Source organism: Streptomyces sp. NPDC052721 (assembly GCF_040678315.1).
Classification (GTDB): Bacteria; Actinomycetota; Actinomycetes; order Streptomycetales; family Streptomycetaceae; genus Streptomyces.
Genome location: NZ_JBFATL010000016.1, coordinates 87,375 through 106,003 on the forward strand (window position 1 = coordinate 87,375; position 18,629 = coordinate 106,003).

Annotated in this window: 13 protein-coding genes and 1 pseudogene; 6 read left to right on the plus strand and 8 right to left on the minus strand. The window is 73.0% G+C overall.

Annotated elements, in window-relative coordinates:
• Window positions 1-257 precede the first annotated feature (257 nt).
• Entirely contained in the window at window positions 258-3,632 is a 3,375-nt protein-coding gene (locus AB0L21_RS17710; RefSeq protein WP_365784993.1) for a pyruvate carboxylase, read from the plus strand.
• 153 nt (window positions 3,633-3,785) lie between these two features.
• On the opposite strand, the gene AB0L21_RS17715 is transcribed toward AB0L21_RS17710, so the two are convergent.
• The 6 genes and pseudogenes from AB0L21_RS17715 to AB0L21_RS17740 form a co-directional block, all read right to left on the minus strand.
• Window positions 3,786-4,763 (minus strand): hypothetical protein, encoded by a 978-nt coding sequence (locus AB0L21_RS17715; RefSeq protein WP_365784926.1) that lies wholly within the window; start codon window positions 4,761-4,763, stop codon window positions 3,786-3,788.
• 181 nt (window positions 4,764-4,944) lie between these two features.
• Entirely contained in the window at window positions 4,945-5,427 is a 483-nt protein-coding gene (locus AB0L21_RS17720; protein WP_365784928.1) for a hypothetical protein, read from the minus strand.
• A gap of 94 nt (window positions 5,428-5,521) precedes the next feature.
• Window positions 5,522-6,298: a polysaccharide lyase family 7 protein gene (locus AB0L21_RS17725; protein ID WP_365705852.1), complete on the minus strand. Its 777-nt coding sequence runs from the start codon at window positions 6,296-6,298 to the stop codon at window positions 5,522-5,524.
• A 345-nt stretch (window positions 6,299-6,643) separates the two neighbouring features.
• A pseudogene (locus tag AB0L21_RS17730) lies at window positions 6,644-6,894 on the minus strand (hypothetical protein); the annotation flags it as partial.
• 153 nt (window positions 6,895-7,047) lie between these two features.
• Entirely contained in the window at window positions 7,048-8,055 is a 1,008-nt protein-coding gene (locus AB0L21_RS17735; protein ID WP_365784930.1) for a Ppx/GppA family phosphatase, read from the minus strand.
• A gap of 80 nt (window positions 8,056-8,135) precedes the next feature.
• A complete protein-coding gene (locus AB0L21_RS17740) occupies window positions 8,136-8,459 on the minus strand; it encodes a ribosomal protein L7/L12 (RefSeq protein ID WP_365705856.1) in 324 nt (107 codons plus the stop codon).
• Between AB0L21_RS17740 and AB0L21_RS17745 the strand changes: the two genes are divergently transcribed.
• Both AB0L21_RS17745 and AB0L21_RS17750 read left to right on the plus strand, forming a co-directional pair.
• Complete coding sequence (locus tag AB0L21_RS17745; RefSeq protein ID WP_365784995.1) at window positions 8,394-8,951, plus strand: RICIN domain-containing protein; 558 nt, start codon at window positions 8,394-8,396, stop codon at window positions 8,949-8,951. The two genes, AB0L21_RS17740 and AB0L21_RS17745, sit on opposite strands and share 66 nt — an antisense overlap.
• Before the next feature lie 63 nt (window positions 8,952-9,014).
• Window positions 9,015-11,555 (plus strand): discoidin domain-containing protein, encoded by a 2,541-nt coding sequence (locus tag AB0L21_RS17750; protein ID WP_365784932.1) that lies wholly within the window; start codon window positions 9,015-9,017, stop codon window positions 11,553-11,555.
• 20 nt (window positions 11,556-11,575) lie between these two features.
• On the opposite strand, the gene AB0L21_RS17755 is transcribed toward AB0L21_RS17750, so the two are convergent.
• Complete coding sequence (locus AB0L21_RS17755) at window positions 11,576-12,517, minus strand: helix-turn-helix transcriptional regulator (protein WP_365784934.1); 942 nt, start codon at window positions 12,515-12,517, stop codon at window positions 11,576-11,578.
• A 132-nt stretch (window positions 12,518-12,649) separates the two neighbouring features.
• Between AB0L21_RS17755 and AB0L21_RS17760 the strand changes: the two genes are divergently transcribed.
• The gene (locus AB0L21_RS17760; protein ID WP_365784936.1) at window positions 12,650-13,000 is read left to right on the plus strand and encodes an ANTAR domain-containing protein; all 351 of its coding nucleotides are present in this window, start codon (window positions 12,650-12,652) and stop codon (window positions 12,998-13,000) included.
• 81 nt (window positions 13,001-13,081) lie between these two features.
• Here AB0L21_RS17760 and AB0L21_RS17765 read toward each other — a convergent pair whose 3' ends face one another.
• Window positions 13,082-14,248, minus strand: a complete 1,167-nt coding sequence (locus tag AB0L21_RS17765; protein ID WP_365784938.1) for an amidohydrolase — start codon at window positions 14,246-14,248, stop codon at window positions 13,082-13,084.
• A 140-nt stretch (window positions 14,249-14,388) separates the two neighbouring features.
• On the opposite strand from AB0L21_RS17765, the gene AB0L21_RS17770 reads away from it, so the two are divergent.
• Window positions 14,389-15,852, plus strand: coding sequence for an ornithine decarboxylase (locus AB0L21_RS17770; RefSeq protein ID WP_365784940.1), 1,464 nt, complete (start codon window positions 14,389-14,391; stop codon window positions 15,850-15,852).
• Between the two features lie 445 nt (window positions 15,853-16,297).
• The gene (locus AB0L21_RS17775; RefSeq protein WP_365784942.1) at window positions 16,298-18,580 is read left to right on the plus strand and encodes a catalase; all 2,283 of its coding nucleotides are present in this window, start codon (window positions 16,298-16,300) and stop codon (window positions 18,578-18,580) included.
• Window positions 18,581-18,629: the final 49 nt, after the last annotated feature.

Below are 18,629 nucleotides of genomic sequence, written 5' to 3' on the forward strand. Positions count from 1 at the left end.
CCGACCAGGCCCGTTCCGTACCGGAGGAATCGGTCCGCCCGGCCCTCGCCACGCCCCCCGCCGGCCTTCCCCGACGGTCCGCGCTGCCGCTTCCGACCCGGCCGGCCCGGCGCGCCCCTGTGGCGCCGCCCACCCCGTCGATGTGATGGTTTTCGCACATCGACCCGTGCGGGCACCCCCTAAGGTGGCCGCGAGTACGGCAGGCGTGGCTGACACCAGGGTGTTCGTCGCCGGCAGGCAGCTGAAGGGAATCCATGATGTTCCGCAAGGTGCTGGTCGCCAACCGTGGAGAGATCGCGATCCGCGCGTTCCGGGCGGGCTACGAACTCGGCGCGCGCACCGTCGCCGTGTTCCCGCACGAGGACCGCAACTCGCTGCACCGGCTGAAGGCCGACGAGGCGTACGAGATCGGGGAGCCGGGGCATCCGGTGCGGGCCTATCTCTCCGTGGAGGAGATCGTGGGCGCCGCCCGCCGGGCGGGCGCCGACGCCGTCTACCCGGGGTACGGCTTCCTGTCCGAGAACCCCGAGCTCGCCCGCGCCTGCGAGGAAGCCGGCATCACCTTCGTCGGCCCCAGCGCGGCCACCCTGGAGCTGACCGGCAACAAGGCCCGCGCGGTCGCCGCCGCCCGCGCGGCGGGCGTGCCCGTTCTCGGCTCCTCCCAGCCCTCCACCGACGTGGACGAACTGGTGCGCGCCGCCGAGGAGATCGGCTTCCCCGTCTTCGTCAAGGCGGTCGCCGGCGGCGGCGGGCGCGGCATGCGCCGCGTGGAGGACCCGGCACAGCTGCGCGAGTCCATCGAGGCCGCCTCCCGCGAGGCCGCCTCCGCGTTCGGCGACCCCACCGTCTTCCTGGAGAAGGCCGTCGTGGAGCCCCGCCACATCGAGGTGCAGATCCTCGCGGACGGCGAGGGCAACGTCATCCACCTCTTCGAGCGGGACTGCTCGGTGCAGCGCCGCCACCAGAAGGTCATCGAGCTGGCACCCGCGCCCAACCTGGACCCGGAGCTGCGCGACCGGATCTGCGCCGACGCCGTCCGCTTCGCCCGCGAGATCGGCTACCGCAACGCCGGCACGGTCGAGTTCCTGCTCGACCGCGACGGCAACCACGTGTTCATCGAGATGAACCCGCGCATCCAGGTCGAGCACACCGTGACCGAGGAGGTCACCGACGTCGATCTGGTCCAGGCCCAGATGCGGATCGCCTCCGGCGAGACCCTCGCCGACCTCGGTCTCTCCCAGGACACGGTCACCCTGCGCGGCGCCGCCCTCCAGTGCCGCATCACCACCGAGGACCCCGCCAACGGCTTCCGCCCGGACACCGGCCGGATCAGCGCCTACCGCTCCCCGGGCGGCTCCGGCATCCGCCTCGACGGCGGCACCACCCACGCCGGTACGGAGATCAGCGCGCACTTCGACTCCATGCTGGTCAAGCTCACCTGCCGGGGCCGCGACTTCCAGGCCGCGATCGGCCGGGCCCGGCGCGCGGTCGCCGAGTTCCGCATCCGTGGCGTGGCCACCAACATCCCGTTCCTCCAGGCGGTCCTGGACGACCCCGACTTCCAGGCCGGCCGGGTCACCACCTCCTTCATCGAGCAGCGCCCGCACCTGCTGACCGCCCGTTCCTCCGCCGACCGCGGCACCAAGCTGCTCACCTACCTCGCCGACGTGACGGTCAACCAGCCGCACGGCCGGCGGCCCGACCTGCTCGACCCGCTGACCAAGCTGCCGCCGCTGCCCGCCGGCGAGCCGCCCGCCGGCTCGCGCCAGCTGCTCGTGGACCTCGGCCCCGAGGGCTTCGCCCGGCACCTGCGGGAGTCGCCGACCATCGGCGTCACGGACACCACCTTCCGCGACGCCCACCAGTCCCTGCTCGCCACCCGGGTGCGCACCAAGGACCTCCTCGCCGTCGCCCCGGCCGTCGCCCGCACCCTCCCGCAGCTCCTCTCCCTGGAGTGCTGGGGCGGCGCCACCTACGACGTCGCGCTGCGCTTCCTCGCCGAGGACCCCTGGGAGCGGCTGGCCGCCCTGCGCGAGGCCGTCCCCAACATCTGTCTGCAGATGCTGCTGCGCGGCCGCAACACCGTCGGCTACACCCCGTACCCGACCGAGGTCACCGACGCCTTCGTGCAGGAGGCCGCCGCCACCGGCATCGACATCTTCCGCATCTTCGACGCCCTCAACGACGTCGGCCAGATGCGCCCCGCCATCGACGCCGTACGCGAGACCGGCACCGCGATCGCCGAGGTCGCCCTCTGCTACACCGCCGACCTCAACGACGCGGACGAACGGCTCTACACCCTCGACTACTACCTGCGCCTCGCCGAGCAGATCGTCGAGGCCGGCGCCCACGTCCTCGCCATCAAGGACATGGCGGGCCTGCTGCGCGCCCCGGCCGCCGCCAAGCTCGTCTCCGCCCTGCGCCGCGAGTTCGACCTGCCGGTCCACCTGCACACGCACGACACCGCCGGCGGCCAGCTCGCCACGTACCTCGCCGCGATCCAGGCCGGCGCCGACGCCGTCGACGGCGCGGTGGCCTCCATGGCCGGTACGACCTCCCAGCCGTCGCTGTCCGCGATCGTCGCCGCCACCGACCACTCCGACCGGCCCACCGGCCTGGACCTCCAGGCGGTCGGCGACCTGGAGCCGTACTGGGAGGGCGTCCGGAAGATCTACGCCCCGTTCGAGGCGGGCCTCGCCTCCCCGACCGGCCGCGTCTACCACCACGAGATCCCCGGCGGCCAGCTGTCCAACCTGCGCACCCAGGCCGTCGCCCTCGGTCTCGGCGACCGCTTCGAGGACATCGAGGCGATGTACGCCGCCGCCGACCGCATCCTCGGCCGGCTGGTCAAGGTCACCCCGTCCTCCAAGGTCGTCGGCGACCTGGCCCTGCACCTGGTGGGCGCCGGCGTCTCCCCGGACGCGTTCGAGGCGACCCCCGACAAGTTCGACATCCCGGACTCGGTGATCGGCTTCCTGCGCGGTGAGCTGGGCACCCCGCCCGGCGGCTGGCCGGAGCCGTTCCGCACCAAGGCGCTCCAGGGCCGTGCGGCGACCAAGCCCGTGCCCGAGCTGTCCGCCGAGGACCGCGAGGGGCTGGCCAAGGAGCGCCGGGCCACCCTCAACCGGCTGCTGTTCCCCGGCCCGACCCGCGAGTTCGAGACGCACCGCCAGTCCTTCGGCGACACCAGCGTCCTCGACAGCAAGGCGTTCTTCTACGGCCTGCGCCCGGGCAAGGAGTACGCCGTCGACCTGGAGCCCGGCGTGCGGCTGCTGATCGAGCTGCAGGCGATCGGCGAGGCCGACGAGCGCGGCATGCGGACCGTGATGTCCACGCTCAACGGCCAGCTGCGGCCCATCCAGGTACGTGACCGTGCAGCGGCCTCCGACATCCCGGTCACGGAGAAGGCCGACCGCTCCAACCCCGGCCATGTCGCGGCACCCTTCGCAGGTGTGGTGACCCTGGCCGTCGCGGAGGGCGACGAGGTGGCGGCGGGTGCCACGATCGCCACCATCGAGGCCATGAAGATGGAAGCCACGATCACCGCCCCCAAGGCGGGCCGCGTCTCCCGCCTCGCCATCAACCGCATCCAGCAGGTGGAGGGCGGCGACCTCCTGGCAGAGCTGACCTGACACCGCCGGGCCCGCCTGCCACCGACGCCCGCACGCGCCGCCGACCGGACCGTTCCGGCCGGCGGCGCGGGGCCGAGGGCGCCGTCCGGTCTGCGGTGCACGGCCGGGCGGGACGCCGGGCGCCCGGGTGAGCCGTGCCAGGCCCTGCCTTCGCTATCCCCGGCCGATGAGCTGGCGCAGGTGGGCGAGGAGGAGGTTCGGGTCGTGCCGGGTGGTGGACGCGGCGCTCGGTACGTACACGGTTCGGCCGCGGACAGCCACGGAGGTCGGGTTGGACAGGCCGTCCTGAGCGGTGAGCACAGTGGTGACGGAGCCGTCCGCGCGGACCAGGACGACCCTGTTGCCGGCGTTCAGCGCGGCCAGCACGCTCCTGCCGGGGCCGGGGAACGTGAAGTCGTCGATCCCGTGGAGTCCGTCGGCCCGCGTCTCGACGGGGCCGGCGGCGCCGTCCGGGCGGACGGGGAAGCGCAGCAGCGTGCCCCGGTCGGTGTTGGACACCCACACGGAATCCCGGCGGACCTTGATGCCGTTGGCGCCGAAGCCGCGCGCGTGCGGTGCCGGAAGCGGGGCGAGCGCCGCGCCCGTCGCCCACGCCGTGGCCGTGCCGCCCGACTGCGGGACGCGCCAGACGGTGCCGCGCGCCGAGTCGGCGACGTAGAGCACGCCCCGCTGCTCGTCGAGGGCCAGCCCGTTGGGCAGCCCGTCGGCGGGCAGCGCGGCGATCTGCTCCGGTGCGTCGCCGGGGGAGAGGCGCCAGACGCCGGTCGCGCTGGTGCCGGTGGCGTAGTTGACGTACAGGGTGCCGTCGTGGGCGCGGGCGATGCCGGTGACGACGGCGCTGTGCACGAGGGGCGTGGCGGGGTGCGCGACGGCGGGCAGGGTGGCACGGGTCCGGACGCGGCCGTCGTGGGTGACATGGGCGATCTGCCGGGCGAAGGCGAAGGTCAGGTCGGCGGAGCCGTCGAGGTCTAGCGCGATGTTGTCGGGAGTCTGCCCGGCGGCCAGGTCGAGGTGGGCGAGCACGCGCACGTCGGTGACCAGCGGTTCTTGGCGGATGGCGGGCGCTGCGGCGACGAGGCCGAGCGCGAGCGCGGCCGTGGCGGCACCGGCCAGACGGGGGAGTCGGGGCATGTGACCTCTTTTCGGTCGGCGCGCGGAGACGCCGGCGTGCGGGTCACACCAACATGACGGGGGGCGGGTCACCGGTGGCGGGAGCCGGGGCCGCGGGATCGCCCGCGCGGACCACCGGGACGTGCCGTACGAGGCACGCCGGGTGACGTACGGCCCCCCGCGCATTCCGCGGCGGGTGCCGTCAGTCCCAGAGCGGATACGTCATGACCTGCTTGAAGCCCTCCGGACGGCCCTCCTGGTAGGTGAGGCTCATCCTGCTGTACCGCTGCATCTCAGGGTGCTTCTTCCAGGGCTTGGGGCCGTCGAGCCGGACGGTCACCGGGTAGGCGTGGAAGGAGCCGGCGGCGCAGTACGGCTTGCAGTCGTTGACCATGTTCAGGCCTACGGCGGTCGCCCCCTCCGGACTCCACTGGGTCCAGTGGAGTCCGGTGAGACGGCTGTTTCCGTCGCCGCAGGCCAGGATGAAGTCGCCGGGCCGGACGGTGCGATTCCACAGGCAGTCGACCAGGACCGGCTGCGCCGTACCGGTGTGGGTCGGTGACGTGCCGGCGCGGGGCTGCGTCGTGGCGGTGACCGGCGGACTGGCCGTCGCCGTGGTCATGGCCGCTGTCAGCAGGGCTCCCGCCGCGAGGGCGACCGCCGTTCCCGTCACTGATCCGCGCATGGTCGCTCCCACCCGTCGTGCTGTGTCCGACCGCGTGCACCCGACGCTACGACCGTCCCGCCGTTTGCACCAGTCGCGCAGGTCGGGCCGCGTGTCAGCCGTGCGAGACGGTGAGCCCGTAGAAGGCCACGCGGGCCCCCTTGGTGGTGCTGTCCGAGGAGGACTGGTTGTAGGAGCCGGCCTTGAAGTACTGCTTGTACGGCTTGAAGGAGGACGGGATGGCGTAGTGCGTGGTCGTGCCGTTGACGGTCAGGTCGATGGTGTTCCCGCCGGAGACGGCGATGGTGTAGCTCCAGGTCTTGCCGACGGACACGTGCCCGACGGGGTGCTGGGTCTGGCCGCCGGCCGGCGAGTCCTCGGTGCCGAGGACGATGTCCCCGTTGGCGTGGTAATACAGCTCCACCAGCGGCTTGGTGGAGGAACCGCCGGAGCCGAGGTGGATCTGGCCGACGCAGACGTTCTTGGTCACGGACACCACGCGCAGCGTCGCGCTCATCCGGTGGCTGCCGCTGAGCGCCCAGTCGGCGGCGGAGCCGTCGCGGTTCATCTCGCGCAGTTCGGATCGGGCGTACTTGGAGTTCGGCGTGGTGACGCCCTTCTCGGGCGCCCAGAACGTCATGGCGCCGTCGCGGGTGTCGGTGTAGAAGTACGCGTCCTGGTAGCCGTTCGCGCCCTGGAGCCGGGACGACGGGATGGTGGTGGGCTTGCCGGGGGAGCCGACGGGCTCCTGGAGTTGCCACACGGACAGGTCGAAGTTGCCGCCGGGCGCGACACGCGGGTCGGCCGCGTCCGCGCCGCCGGTGCCGAGGGCGGTGAGGGCGAGGGCGAGGACGGCGGTGGCCGTCGCCGTGGGAATCCGGGATCGGGTCATGTGGGGGGTCCCTTCGTCGGACCGGATGCGGTCGGTGTGAACCAGGGATGCGTTCAGCATGGTGAACGCTGAACGCATCCTTGTTCGCCGGTGACCCGAGAAGTTAAAGGTCTGAACCAGACACGTCAAGGGCGGGCGTCGGCCGACCGCACGGTGAACCCGAGGTCGAGCGGCAGCCTCGGTGTACTGACGGTGGTCGCGCGGAAGCCGGCGTCGTACGACCAAGCGCCGTGCGGCAGTTGGCGCCCGTCGAGCAGGACACACAATGGACGGGAGGGTGTCCAGCGGGGCGTGGTAGCCGTTCAGCGTGGGCGTCGGGGTACTCCAGCCGCAGCGGGCGCACCGGTACGCGATGCCGGACCTGGTCGCCCCGGCGTACGTCGGGATCTGCCGGCGGACGGAGCCCCAGGACAGCTTCTGGCCGCCGCTCCACAGCACCCCGCGTCCAGTGCGAACTCGTAGCCCTTGCCGACCCGGGCCACGTCCGGCTTGGCCACCCGCCGGCCGGCCTCGGTCTGGTCGGCGGGCTTGGCGATGCCGTCCTGGGTCCACAGGCCGAGCTGGGCGTGGTGGTGCTGAAGGCCCCGGGCGGTTGCTCCAGGTTCTCATCCGGACCCGGCCTCACGCACCGAGCGTTCCACCCGGCCGACCGCCCTGAAGCACCGCTCACCCGAACGAGGGCGGCGGGTGGTCCCCCGGTGCGCCGCAGACCGTCAGGAGAGCTGCATGAGCCGCCCGATGACCACCGGTCAGGGGGACGGGCTCGCGATGCGGAGCGGTGCCGCCGGGGCCGGTGCGGTGGTGCCGGTCTCGCCGGTGGCGTCCGCCCACCAGTCGGTGCCGTCCTCGACGTAGCGCAGCAGCACGCCCTCGCGGATCGCCCAGGGGCAGACGACGGCCCGGGGCAGGCCCATGAGCTTCAGCGCCGTGTGCCCGACGACCGCTCCGGCCAGGCTCTGGGCGGCACGCGGCGCGGAGATCCCGGGCAGCTGGGCGCGTTCGGCGGCGGGCAGCGCGGCGAGGGCGTGCACCGCCGCGCGCAGGTCCCGGCAGGCCAGCTCCCGGTCCGCGAACAAGCCGAACCGGCCCGGCGCGGCCCCGCACAGCCGGGCCAGCTGCTGGAACGTGCGGGACGTGACGGCGGCGGTGCGCGGACGCTCCCAGCGGATCCGCGAGGCCACGTCGCGCAGTTCGTGGCGGATACGGCGGCGCAGCTCCTTCAGCTCGCCCGGCCCGGGCGGATCCTGGACGCCCAGGTGCTCCCGGGTCAGCCGGTTGGCGCCGAGCGGCAGGGACGCGGCGAAGTCGGGCAGCCGGCCCCGGCCGAAGGCCACCTCCAGTGAGCCGCCGCCGATGTCGAGCAGTGCCAGGGGCCCCGCCTTCCAGCCCAGCCAGCGGCGCGCCGCCAGGAAGGTCAGCTCGGCCTCCGTCTCACCGGGCAGAGTGCACATGCGGATGCCGGTGCCGGACGCCACCCGGTGCAGCACCTCATGGCGGTTGGGGGCGTTGCGCACCACCGCGGTCGCGAAGGCCAGCGGGCCCGCCGCATGCCACCGCCGGGCCGTGGCGCCCGCCGCGGTCACCGCCTTCACCAGGCGCTCCACCGCCTCGTCGGCGATGGTGCCGTCCGGGCCGACCTGTTCGGACAGGCGGAGCTTCCACTTGACGGTGTGCACCGGCAGCGGAACACCACCCTCCATATCTGCGATCACCAATCGGACCGTGTTCGACCCCGCATCCACCACGCTCACCCGCATGGCCGGGGAGTACCCACGTCACCGGCGGCCACCCTTCGCACAGGGGGCGTGCCGGTGCACGGCGTACCCGGCCGCGTGCCTCAGGACCGGCTCGCGCGGCAGCCGGAGGCGGGCCAGTAGCGCGAGGCGCACGGGCCGGGACGCAACGGACGCCCGCCCGGCGGCAGCGTGCGCGCGCACCCTCCGCAGACCACGTCCACGTCTGCTCCGGCCTCGCGCAGCCGCGCCGCGGCCCGGACGGCCGCCTCGAACCAGGTTCCCCCGACGACCGGTGCCGGAGCGGCGGCCAACAGCTGTGCGCTCCGCCAGGCACTCAGGCCGGTGACGGCCCGCAGAGCCTGTACGACGTCCCTCCGGCGCTCACCCACACCCCTGAGCAGCACGGCGAACTCCGGTTCCTCCACCCGAACCCCCTTCCCCGCCTCCGCGCGGCCCGCCGCCGGCCTGTCCGTGAGTCGTGGTCCTTCACGCCCACGGGCGACGGCGTCTTCACCCTCGTCAACGCGGCGACCGGCCGGCTGCTGGGCGTCGACTCCGCGAGGGCGGCGGGCCGCGCCTGGGGCGCCGGGCCCACGGTCACCGCGGCCCGCGCCGCCGGGCCGACCGCCGGACAGCAGTGGTTCGTGATCCCCGGCTCCGCCGAGGGCACCTACCGCCTCGTCAACCGCTACAGCGGCCTCGTGCTAGGCCTCTCCGCGACCGCGGGCCGGCTCGCCGAGACCACTCCGCCGCGTACCTGGACGGATGTTACCGGCGGCACCGTCGGCGGCGGACGCACCGCTGCCGAACAGACGCTGCCGTTCACCCCGGCCGGGGGCAGCCACCGGCGTGCTCCGGTGCGGCAGTCGAAGGATCTGGTGTCCGAAGGCTTGTGGCCCGGTTGGTTCACCACTTAAATCAAAGCATGAACTAAGTCAGGGGGTGCGCCCGTTGAACCCCCACACGTCTGGAGCCGTCGCATGAGACTGAGATCCCTGGGCGCAGCGCTGGCCGCGACGGCCGCGCTGCTCGCCCTGCCCACCACGCACCCCTCGGCCGCCACCGCCGAACTCCCCTTGTCCCAGGGGAAGTCCGCCACCGCGTCGTCCGAGGAGAACAGCGGCACCGCCGCCGCCGAAGCCGTCGACGGTGACACCGGGACCCGCTGGTCCTCGGTCGCGAGCGACGACCAGTGGGTCCGGGTCGACCTCGGGAGCACCGCCACCGTCACCCGGGTCGTCCTGAACTGGGAGGCCGCCTACGGCAAGGACTACAAGATCCAGATATCCGGGGACGGGAGCACCTGGACCGACCTGAAGTCCGTCACCGGCTCCGACGGCGGCACCGACACGCTCGACGTGTCCGGCCAGGGCCGCTACGTACGGATGCTCGGCGTGCACCGGGCCACCCCCTGGGGCTACTCCCTCTGGGAGTTGCAGGTGTTCGGCACGACGGACGGCGCCCAGGCGGGCTGCGGCACCGCGAACGCCGCCCAGGGCAGGCCCGCCACGGCCTCCTCGACCGAGAACGCCGGCACGCCCGCCTCCGCCGCCTTCGACGGCGACACCGGGACCCGCTGGTCCAGCCAGGCCGCCGACCCGCAGTGGCTCCGCGTCGACCTCGGCTCCGTCCAGGACCTGTGCGAGGTGGACCTGAACTGGGAGGCCGCCTACGGCAAGGACTTCCAGATCCAGGCCTCCTCCGACGGGCAGAGCTGGAACACCCTCAAGACCGTCACCGGGGCGACCGGCGGTACGGCGTCCTACGGCGTCGGCGGCTCCGGCCGGTACGTCCGGATCCTCGGCACCGCCCGCGGCACCGGCTACGGCTACTCCCTGTGGGAGGTCGCCGTGCACACCGGCACCACCGGCGTCCCGCCCGTCCAGGGCGGCGGCGACCTCGGCCCGAACGTCATCGTCGTCGACCCCTCGACCCCGGGCCTCCAGCAGAAGTTCGACGACGTCTTCGCCAAGCAGGAGTCGGCGCAGTTCGGCACCGGCCGCTACCAGTTCCTGCTCAAGCCCGGCACCTACAACGACATCAACGCCCAACTCGGCTTCTACACCGCGGTCTCCGGCCTCGGCCTGAACCCCGACGACACCCAGATCAACGGGGACATCACGGTCGACGCGGGCTGGTTCAACGGCAACGCCACCCAGAACTTCTGGCGTTCGGCGGAGAACCTCGCCCTCAAGCCGGTCAGCGGAACCGACCGCTGGGCCGTCGCCCAGGCCGCGCCGTTCCGCCGCATCCACGTGCGGGGCGGCCTGAACCTCGCCCCCAACGGCTACGGCTGGGCCTCCGGCGGCTATATCGCGGACTCGAAGATCGACGGTACGGTCGGCCCGTACTCCCAGCAGCAGTGGTACACCCGGGACAGCTCGGTCGGCGGCTGGACCAACGGCGTGTGGAACATGACCTTCTCCGGAGTCCAGGGCGCCCCCGCCACCGACTTCGACAGCGGCCCGTACACCACCCTGGACACCACCCCGGTCTCCCGTGAGAAGCCGTTCCTCTACCTCGACGGCTCCGCCTACAAGGTGTTCGTCCCGGCCAGGCGCACGAACGCCCGGGGCGTCTCCTGGCCCGTGAACGCCGGCACGTCGCTCCCGCTGGACCAGTTCTACGTCGTCAAGCCCGGCGCGACGGCCGCCACCATCAACCAGGCCCTCGCCCAGGGCCTCAACCTCGTGTTCACCCCCGGCGTCTACCACCTCGACCAGACCATCGACGTCACCCGGCCGAACACCGTCGTCCTCGGACTCGGCCTCGCCACCCTCGTCCCGGACAACGGCATCGACGCGATGCACGTCGCCGACGTCGACGGCGTGCGGCTCGCCGGATTCCTGATCGACGCGGGCCCGGTCAACTCCGACACGCTGCTGCGCATCGGCACACCCGGCGCCACCGCCGACCACTCCGCGAACCCCACCACCATGCAGGACGTGTTCATCCGCGTCGGCGGAGCCGGCCCCGGGCTCGCCACCAACTCCGTGGTGGTCAACAGCGACGACGTCATCATCGACCACACCTGGCTCTGGCGCGCCGACCACGGCAGCGGCGTGGGCTGGGACACCAACCGCGCCGACCACGGCCTGCGCGTGAACGGCGACGACGTCCTGGCCACCGGCCTGTTCGTGGAGCACTTCAACAAGTACGACGTCTACTGGAGCGGAGAACACGGCCGGACGATCTTCTTCCAGAACGAGAAGGCCTACGACGCCCCGAACGCCGCCGCCATCACCCACGACGGCATCACCGGCTACGCGGCCTACAAGGTGGCCGACTCCGTCACCACCCACGAGGCGTGGGGCCTGGGCAGCTACTGCAACTACACGGCCGATCCCTCGATCGTCCAGGCGCACGGCTTCCAGGTGCCCGTGACCCCGGGGATCAAGATGCACGACCTGCTGGTGATCTCCCTCGGCGGCAAGGGCCAGTACGCGCACGTCGTCAACAGCACCGGCGCACCCACCTCGGGCAGCGACACGGTCCCGTCCAAGGTCACGTCCTTCCCTTAGGGACACCGGTCAGCCGCCGTTCAGCCGCCGGCCAGAGTCTCGTGCGGGGCCCTCCGGTAGGTGTCCCGGTACAGGGAGGCGAAGCGGCCCGGGTGGTGGAAGCCCCACCGGGCCGCGATCTCCGTCACCGTGACCTCGCCGGGGCCGGCGGCCACCAGCTCGTGATGGGCGTGCGCGAGCCGCACCCGCCGCAACTGGGCCAGCGGAGTGGTGTCCAGATGACGGCGGAACGCGTACTGCAGCGCCCGTACTGTCACATGGGCCGCGGCGGCGATGTCCGCGACCGTGACGGGCTGGTCCGCGTGGTCGTCGATGTAGGCGAGCGCGCGGCGCAGCACCGCCGGGTGCGCGTCGGCGCCGTGGGCGTCGGGCTCGTCCAGCGCCGTGTTGGGGAACGCGTTCAGGACGCTCGCCGCCAGGTGCTGGGCGGCCGTGGCGGCGATCAGCGGCTGGTCCGCGATCTCGGGGTCGCACAGCACCTCGTCCCGCAGATGGGCGATCGTACGGCTGAGATGGCGCGCTGCGGCGGCCGAGCGCGGCCGGTGCCCGGTCAGCCGTACCGGTCGCGAGCCGTCCCCGGCCACCTGGGCGAGCAGCGCGGGCTCCAGCATGGTGATGTTGCAGCGGGCGTTGCAGGCGCGGCCCGCGCACGGCAGGTCCGGTGGCGCGAACAGCACCACGTCACCGGGGCCGAAGGTGTCCTCGACGCCCTGGTAGCCGTGGTCCCGCACGGTTCCCTCGTGCACGACGCACAGGCAGACCCGGCCCAGCGGTGACACCGAGTAGGCCATCTCGAAGTCCAGCGCGAGTTCGTCGACACTCACCGTGGGGATGCCGGTGCGGTGGATCCGGGCACGGGTCGAGCCGGGCGTCCCGCTGGCGATGCGCGTCCTGGCGTAGGCCCGGCTGAGGAAATCCTCCGTCACGTCCAGGTCGTGGCTGTCGAAGGTGAGGGTGTCCATGTCCCCCCGGCTGCCCCCGAATCCCGCTTCCAGGGCCCGCCGACCAGCGGTTTTTCGTTTTCTGTACGGCCTGTTGCCCAGGTGTTCGCCTGGCGGCTGGTGCTCGGCGACCGGGCTGCGGAGGGTGAGCGCATGATCGGACCTGACGAGCAGACGGACCAGCTGACGGCGCTTCAGGAGGAGGTGGAGCAGCTGCGTCACGCCCTCGGCTCGCACGCCCTGGTCGACCAGGCGATCGGCGTGGTCATCACCGTGGGCGGGCTGCGTCCGGAGCAGGGCTGGGAGATGCTGCGGCACATCTCGCAGCACACCAACATCAAACTGCGGGAGGTCGCGCGCTGCCTGGTGGACTGGCCGTCGAGCCGCCGGCTGCCCGAGGTGGTCCGCCGGGCCCTGCCCGCCGCCGTGGAGCACGTGCGCACCCTGGCCGAGGCCGCCGGCAGGGAGGACGAACGCGAGGTCCGCTGCGGCCGGCCGGGCTGAACGACCGTACGGCGGTCGCACCGCCGGGCCGGGCGGGAGCACGGCGGCCGGTGCCCAGGGCCGGCGGGCCCACGGCCGCCGTCAGTCCGCCGTCAGGTGCAGGTCCGCCCACGCCCGGCCCCGCAGATCCGCGTCCCGCAGGATGTCCACCGCCGTGCAGGCCAGCGCCTCCACCACCGCCGTCAGTACCCGGCGGGCCCGCTTCGAGGCCGCCGCCTCGGCGAACTGAGGCGTGTGGTCGGAGCCGTCGGCGCCCATGATCGCGACGAACGGGTGGATGGCGGGCACCCGGCCGCTGACGTTGCCGATGTCGGAGGAGCCCAGGTAGACGCCGGGCGTGGGCGCGGTGAGCGTGATGCCGGCGCGGTCCAGGTGCCCGGCGAACCGCTCCGACAGCACCGAGCTGTCCCGGAAATGCTCGTACCGCACGCTCGCGCGTTCCACCGTGACGGCCGTGCCGGTCGCCAGCGCCACCCCCTCGGCGGCGGTGCGCAGCTGTTCCGCCAGCTCGTCCAGGGCCGCCGTCGTGACCGCGCGCAGCCCGAAGCGGCCCTCGGCGTACTCCGGGACGATGTTCGTCGCCGTACCGCCCTCGGTGATGATCCCCTGCACATGGGACCCCTCCGGCAGCCGCCGCCCGAGCGCGGACAGGACGTTGAACAGCTCGATCAGCGCCGCGAGCGCGTCGATGCCCTCCGTCGGGTTGCCCGTCGGGTGCGCGGCCCGGCCCCGGAAGGCGACCCGGTACTGCACCTGCGCGGTCAGCGGCGCCCGCACCCAGTCGTACACCCCCGGGTGGAACATCAGAGCCGCGTCCACCCCGTCGAAGACCCCAGCCTCCACCTCCAGGGCCTTGCCGCCACCGCCCTCCTCGGCCGGCGTGCCCACCGCCAGGACCGTGCCCCCGGTGCCGTCCCGCACGGCCTCCGTCACGAGGGCCGCCCCGAGGCCCGCCGCCGCGATCAGGTTGTGCCCGCAGGCGTGCCCGAGCCCGGGCAGGGCGTCGTACTCCAAGGGGAAGGCGACCACCGGCCGGCCCTCGCCCGAGCGTGCCGTGAACGCGGTCGGCAGCCCCGCGGCCTCCCGTCGCACCGCGAACCCCGCGCGCTCCAGCTCCCCCGTGAGCAGCTTCGCCGCCCGGTGCTCGGCGAACGCGGTCTCCGGATCGGCGTGCAGGGCCGTCGCCACGCTCCACAGCGCGTCGGCGCGGCGCGCGGTCTCCTCCCGGATCCGCTGGTACAGCGACACGAGACCTCCTGGGGTTCGGCGGGCGTGTTCCGTGCCGGCCCGGGTTCCACCGAACGGCCCCCTGACACCGGCCGCGTGTTTGGGGAGCCCGGCCGGTGCAACACGATGGATGCGGCACCGACCAGCTCAGGAGGACAGCCATGGATCACTCACGCGTACCCGTCCTGGAGGCTCTGCAGGAGTTCCGGCGGCGAGGAGACGTGGCGTACGGGCCACCCGGGCACAAACAGGGCCGCGGTACCGATCCCCGGGTGGCCGAGATCCTCGGTCTGGACGTCTTCCGCTCGGACGTGCTCAGCCTCAACGGGCTGGACGACCGCCGCCAGTCACAGGGCGTGCTGGAGCAGGCCCAGGAGCTGATGGCGGACGCGGTCGGCGCCGAGCACGCCTTCTTCTCCACCTGCGGCAGCTCCCTGTCCGTGAAGACCGCGATGTGCTCGGTCGCCGGACCGGGGGAGAAGCTGCTGCTGTCCCGCAACGCCCACAAGTCGGTCATCGCGGCGGTGATCATCAACGGCGTGGAGCCGATCTGGGTCCACCCCAAGTTCGACGCCGAACGGTACATGGCCCATCCGCCCGAGGCCGACGACGTGCGCAACCGGCTGCGCGAACACCCCGACGCCAGGGGCATGCTGCTGATCACGCCCACCGACTGGGGCACCTGCGCCGACGTGCGCGCGGTCGCCGACGCCTGCCACGCCTTCGACGTCCCGCTCATCGTGGACGAGGCATGGGGCGCCCACCTCCCCTTCCACCCGGGCCTGCCCGCCTGGGGCATGGACGCGGACGCCGACCTGGTCGTCACCAGCGTCCACAAGATGGGCGGCGCCATCGAGCAGAGCTCGGTGTTCCACCTCCAGCACGACCGGGTCTCGCCCACCGTGCTCAAACAGCGCGAGGACCTGCTCGGCACCACCAGCGCCTCCTCCCTGGTCTACGCGACCCTCGACGGCTGGCGGCGGCAGATGGTCGAACAGGGACACGGCCTCCTGGACGCGGCGCTGCACCGCGCCGAGCGCGTCCGGGCCCGGCTGCGGGAACTCACCGGGCTGCGGGTGATGGGCGGGGAAATCATCGAGGAGGGCCTGGCCGCCGAGTTCGACCCCCTGAAGATCGTCGTGGACGTCCGGGACCTCGGCATCAGCGGCATGCAGGCGGCCGAGTGGCTGCGCGCGAACTGCCACATCGACGTGGGCGGCTCGGACACCTGCCGGATCAGCGCCTCCATCACCCACTCCGACGACGAGGAGACCGAGAAACTCCTCGTGGAGTCCGTGAGCTCGCTGGTGGAACGGGCGGACACCATCGAGCGGCAGCCCGCCGTGCACCTGCCCGAGCCCCACGCCCTGGAACTGGAACAGGCGGTGCTGCCCCGCGACGCCTTCTTCGGCCCCGCCGAACAGGTGCCCGCCGAGCGGGCCGTGGGCCGGGTCGCCGCCGAGACCATCAGCCCCTACCCGCCGGGCGTTCCGGTCGTGGCGCCGGGCGAGGTGATCACCGCCGAGGTCGTCGACTACCTGCGCAGCGGTGTCGCCCACGGCTTCCTCATCCCGGACGCGGCGGACTCCTCCCTGGAGACCTTCCGGGTCGCGGCGCGCCCGTGACCGGCGGCCGAGGGGCCGTACCCCCAGGCCCGTCCCGACCTGCGCCGGACGGGGTCAGCGCCTAGGGTGGCCTGTGCGGGCGGCCGCCGGGTGACCGCCCGCCCCGGGTCAAGAAGCCGGCCCTGCCGATCAACACGTCCTCGGCAGGGGGCCCTTGGCCCTGCCGGTGGTCCCCGGGTCCGGACCAGCGTCCGGCGGGCCTCCCGCCCCGGCAACTCGATAGGAGACGGCCCGACTTCACCCCGACCGGAAATCCCCGTGATTCCCGGTTTCGGACGCCCCGGCCCGGGGACCTCGGTACGAGCCCGGTCGTACCCCTTTCATTCGACGTTCGCCCGGTACGTCCCTGGTGTCGGCCGCATGCCCCGGCGTGGGCCGCCGCGCCTCGGACGCCCACCTCGCCCCTGCCCGGCCCGCCCCGTGACCAGCGAAGGAATTGGAACTGATGAGCGAGACGAACCCCCTGAAGCGAGCGGCGGACAAGGTGGCGGACGCCCTGCAGGGCGGGCCGGCGGGCCCCGAGGACGGCATCCCCGGCAAGCCGGGACCCAAGTCGCCGCCGGTCGACGAGCCGACCGACCCCCATGAGCCGTACCCGCCCAAGCCCGACCAGACCGGCCCGGACACCGTCTCGCCGACCGGGCAGCCGACCGGCGCCGACCAGGCGCGGACGGCGCAGAGCGGAAGCTACCTGACCAACGCCCAGGGCACCCGGCTGTACGACACCGACCACTCCCTCAAGGCGGGCCCCCGTGGCCCGGTGCTCCTCCAGGACCACCACCTGCGCGAGAAGGTCATGCACTTCGACCACGAGCGCATCCCCGAGCGCGTGGTCCACGCCCGCGGCGCCGGCGCGCACGGCGTCTTCCGCAGCTACGGCACCGCCGCCCACGTGACCAAGGCGGCCTTCCTCGCCGAGGACGTCGAGACACCGGTGTTCGTCCGGTTCTCCACCGTGCTCGGCTCCCGCGGCTCCTCCGACACCGTCCGCGACACCCGGGGCTTCGCGACCAAGTTCTACACCAGCGAGGGCGTCTTCGACCTCGTCGGCAACAACATCCCGGTGTTCTTCATCCAGGACGCCATCAAGTTCCCGGACGTCATCCACGCCGGCAAGCCGCACCCGGACCGGGAGATCCCGCAGGCGCAGAGCGCCCACGACACCTTCTGGGACTTCGTCACCCTGCACACCGAGGCCACCCACCACACCCTGTGGAACATGTCCGACCGGGGCATCCCGCGCTCGTACCGCACGATGGAGGGCTTCGGCGTCCACACCTTCCGCCTGGTGAACGCCGACGGCGGGACCACCCTGGTCAAGTTCCACTGGAAGCCGAAGCTGGGCGTGCACTCCCTGGTGTGGGAGGAGGCCCAGATCATCAACGGCGTCGACCCCGACTTCCACCGCCGGGACCTCGCCGACGCCATCGAGGCGGGCGCCTACCCGCAGTGGGAGTTCGGCATCCAGACCTTCCCCGACACCCCCGACCAGACCTTCGAGGGCATCGACCTGCTGGACCCGACGAACATCGTCCCCGAGGAACTGGCCCCCGTGCAGCCGATCGGGCTGCTCACCCTCAACCGCAACCCGTCGAACTTCTTCGCCGAGACCGAGCAGGTCGCCTTCCACGTCGGCCACCTCGTCCCCGGCATCGACATCACCGACGACCCGCTGCTCGCCGGCCGGCTCTTCTCCTACCTGGACACCCAGATCACCCGGCTCGGCGGCCCCAACTTCCCGCAGCTGCCCATCAACCGGCCGCACGCCCTCGTCAACGACATGCTGCGCGACGGCATGCACCAGACCGCCGTGCACCGGGGCGTGGCCCCCTACCGCCCCAACTCCCTCGACGGCGGCTGCCCGTTCACGCCCGGCGCCGGCCTCGACGGCGCGTACGTCGAGACGCCCGTGCGCATCCCGGAGGCGACCAAGGTGCGTGAGGCACCCGAGTCGTTCGACGACCACTTCAGCCAGCCGCGCCGGTTCTGGCTCAGCATGAGCCCGCCCGAGCGCGAGCACATCATCGGCGCCTACACCTTCGAACTCGGCAAGTGCTACGAACAGGCCATCAGGGAACGGGCCCTGCGGGTCCTGGCCAACATCGACCCGGAACTGTGCGAGGGCGTCGCCGCCGGCCTCGGCCTGCCCGCCCCCGCGCCCACCGTGCCGCTCGCCGACGTCGAGCCCAGCCCCGCCCTCTCCCAGGTCGGGCACACCTGGCCCACCGACGGCCGGATCATCGGCATCGTCACCGGCCCCGACGGCGACCTGGACGGCGTACGGGCCGTACGCCAGGAGATCCTGGACGGCGGCATGGTCCCACTGATCGTCGCACCGGCCGGCGGCACCCTCGGCGACGGCGCGGACGCCCTCACCGTCCAGCGGACCTACGCCACCGCCCGTTCCGTGGAGTTCGACGCGCTGCTGGTGGCCGGCACCCCCGGCGTGGGCGCCGACGCCTACGGCGCCCGGGACGCCAAGGCAGGCCGGCCCAACGGCCACCAGGCCACCCCCGACCCGCGGGTGGGGCTGCTGCTGGCGGAGGCCTTCCGGCACGGGAAGGCCATCGGCGCCGCCAAGGGCGGCCAGAGCGCCCTGGAGGCGGCCGGCATCCCGCTGGAGGCGCCCGGTGTCATCGCCGACGACAGCGCCACCGCCGCGCTCCAGCGGCTCACCCAGCTGCTCGGCGCCCACCGGGTCTGGGAACGCTTCCCGTCCGCCGCCTGACGGTCTTCGGACAGTCGTCCGGACCCGTCGCCAGAGCGTCGGCCCCGCG

Excerpts from the sequence above, each read along its gene's own strand:
- AB0L21_RS17710 (WP_365784993.1), top strand. The coding sequence starts at position 258 with ATGTTCCGCAAGGTGCTGGTCGCCAACCGTGGAGAGATCGCGATCCGC.
- AB0L21_RS17760 (WP_365784936.1), top strand. The coding sequence starts at position 12,650 with ATGATCGGACCTGACGAGCAGACGGACCAGCTGACGGCGCTTCAGGAG.
- AB0L21_RS17715 (WP_365784926.1), bottom strand. The coding sequence starts at position 4,763 with ATGCCCCGACTCCCCCGTCTGGCCGGTGCCGCCACGGCCGCGCTCGCG.
- AB0L21_RS17750 (WP_365784932.1), top strand. The coding sequence starts at position 9,015 with ATGAGACTGAGATCCCTGGGCGCAGCGCTGGCCGCGACGGCCGCGCTG.
- AB0L21_RS17735 (WP_365784930.1), bottom strand. The coding sequence starts at position 8,055 with ATGCGGGTGAGCGTGGTGGATGCGGGGTCGAACACGGTCCGATTGGTG.
- AB0L21_RS17770 (WP_365784940.1), top strand. The coding sequence starts at position 14,389 with ATGGATCACTCACGCGTACCCGTCCTGGAGGCTCTGCAGGAGTTCCGG.
- AB0L21_RS17755 (WP_365784934.1), bottom strand. The coding sequence starts at position 12,517 with ATGGACACCCTCACCTTCGACAGCCACGACCTGGACGTGACGGAGGAT.
- AB0L21_RS17725 (WP_365705852.1), bottom strand. The coding sequence starts at position 6,298 with ATGACCCGATCCCGGATTCCCACGGCGACGGCCACCGCCGTCCTCGCC.
- AB0L21_RS17720 (WP_365784928.1), bottom strand. The coding sequence starts at position 5,427 with ATGCGCGGATCAGTGACGGGAACGGCGGTCGCCCTCGCGGCGGGAGCC.
- AB0L21_RS17775 (WP_365784942.1), top strand. The coding sequence starts at position 16,298 with ATGAGCGAGACGAACCCCCTGAAGCGAGCGGCGGACAAGGTGGCGGAC.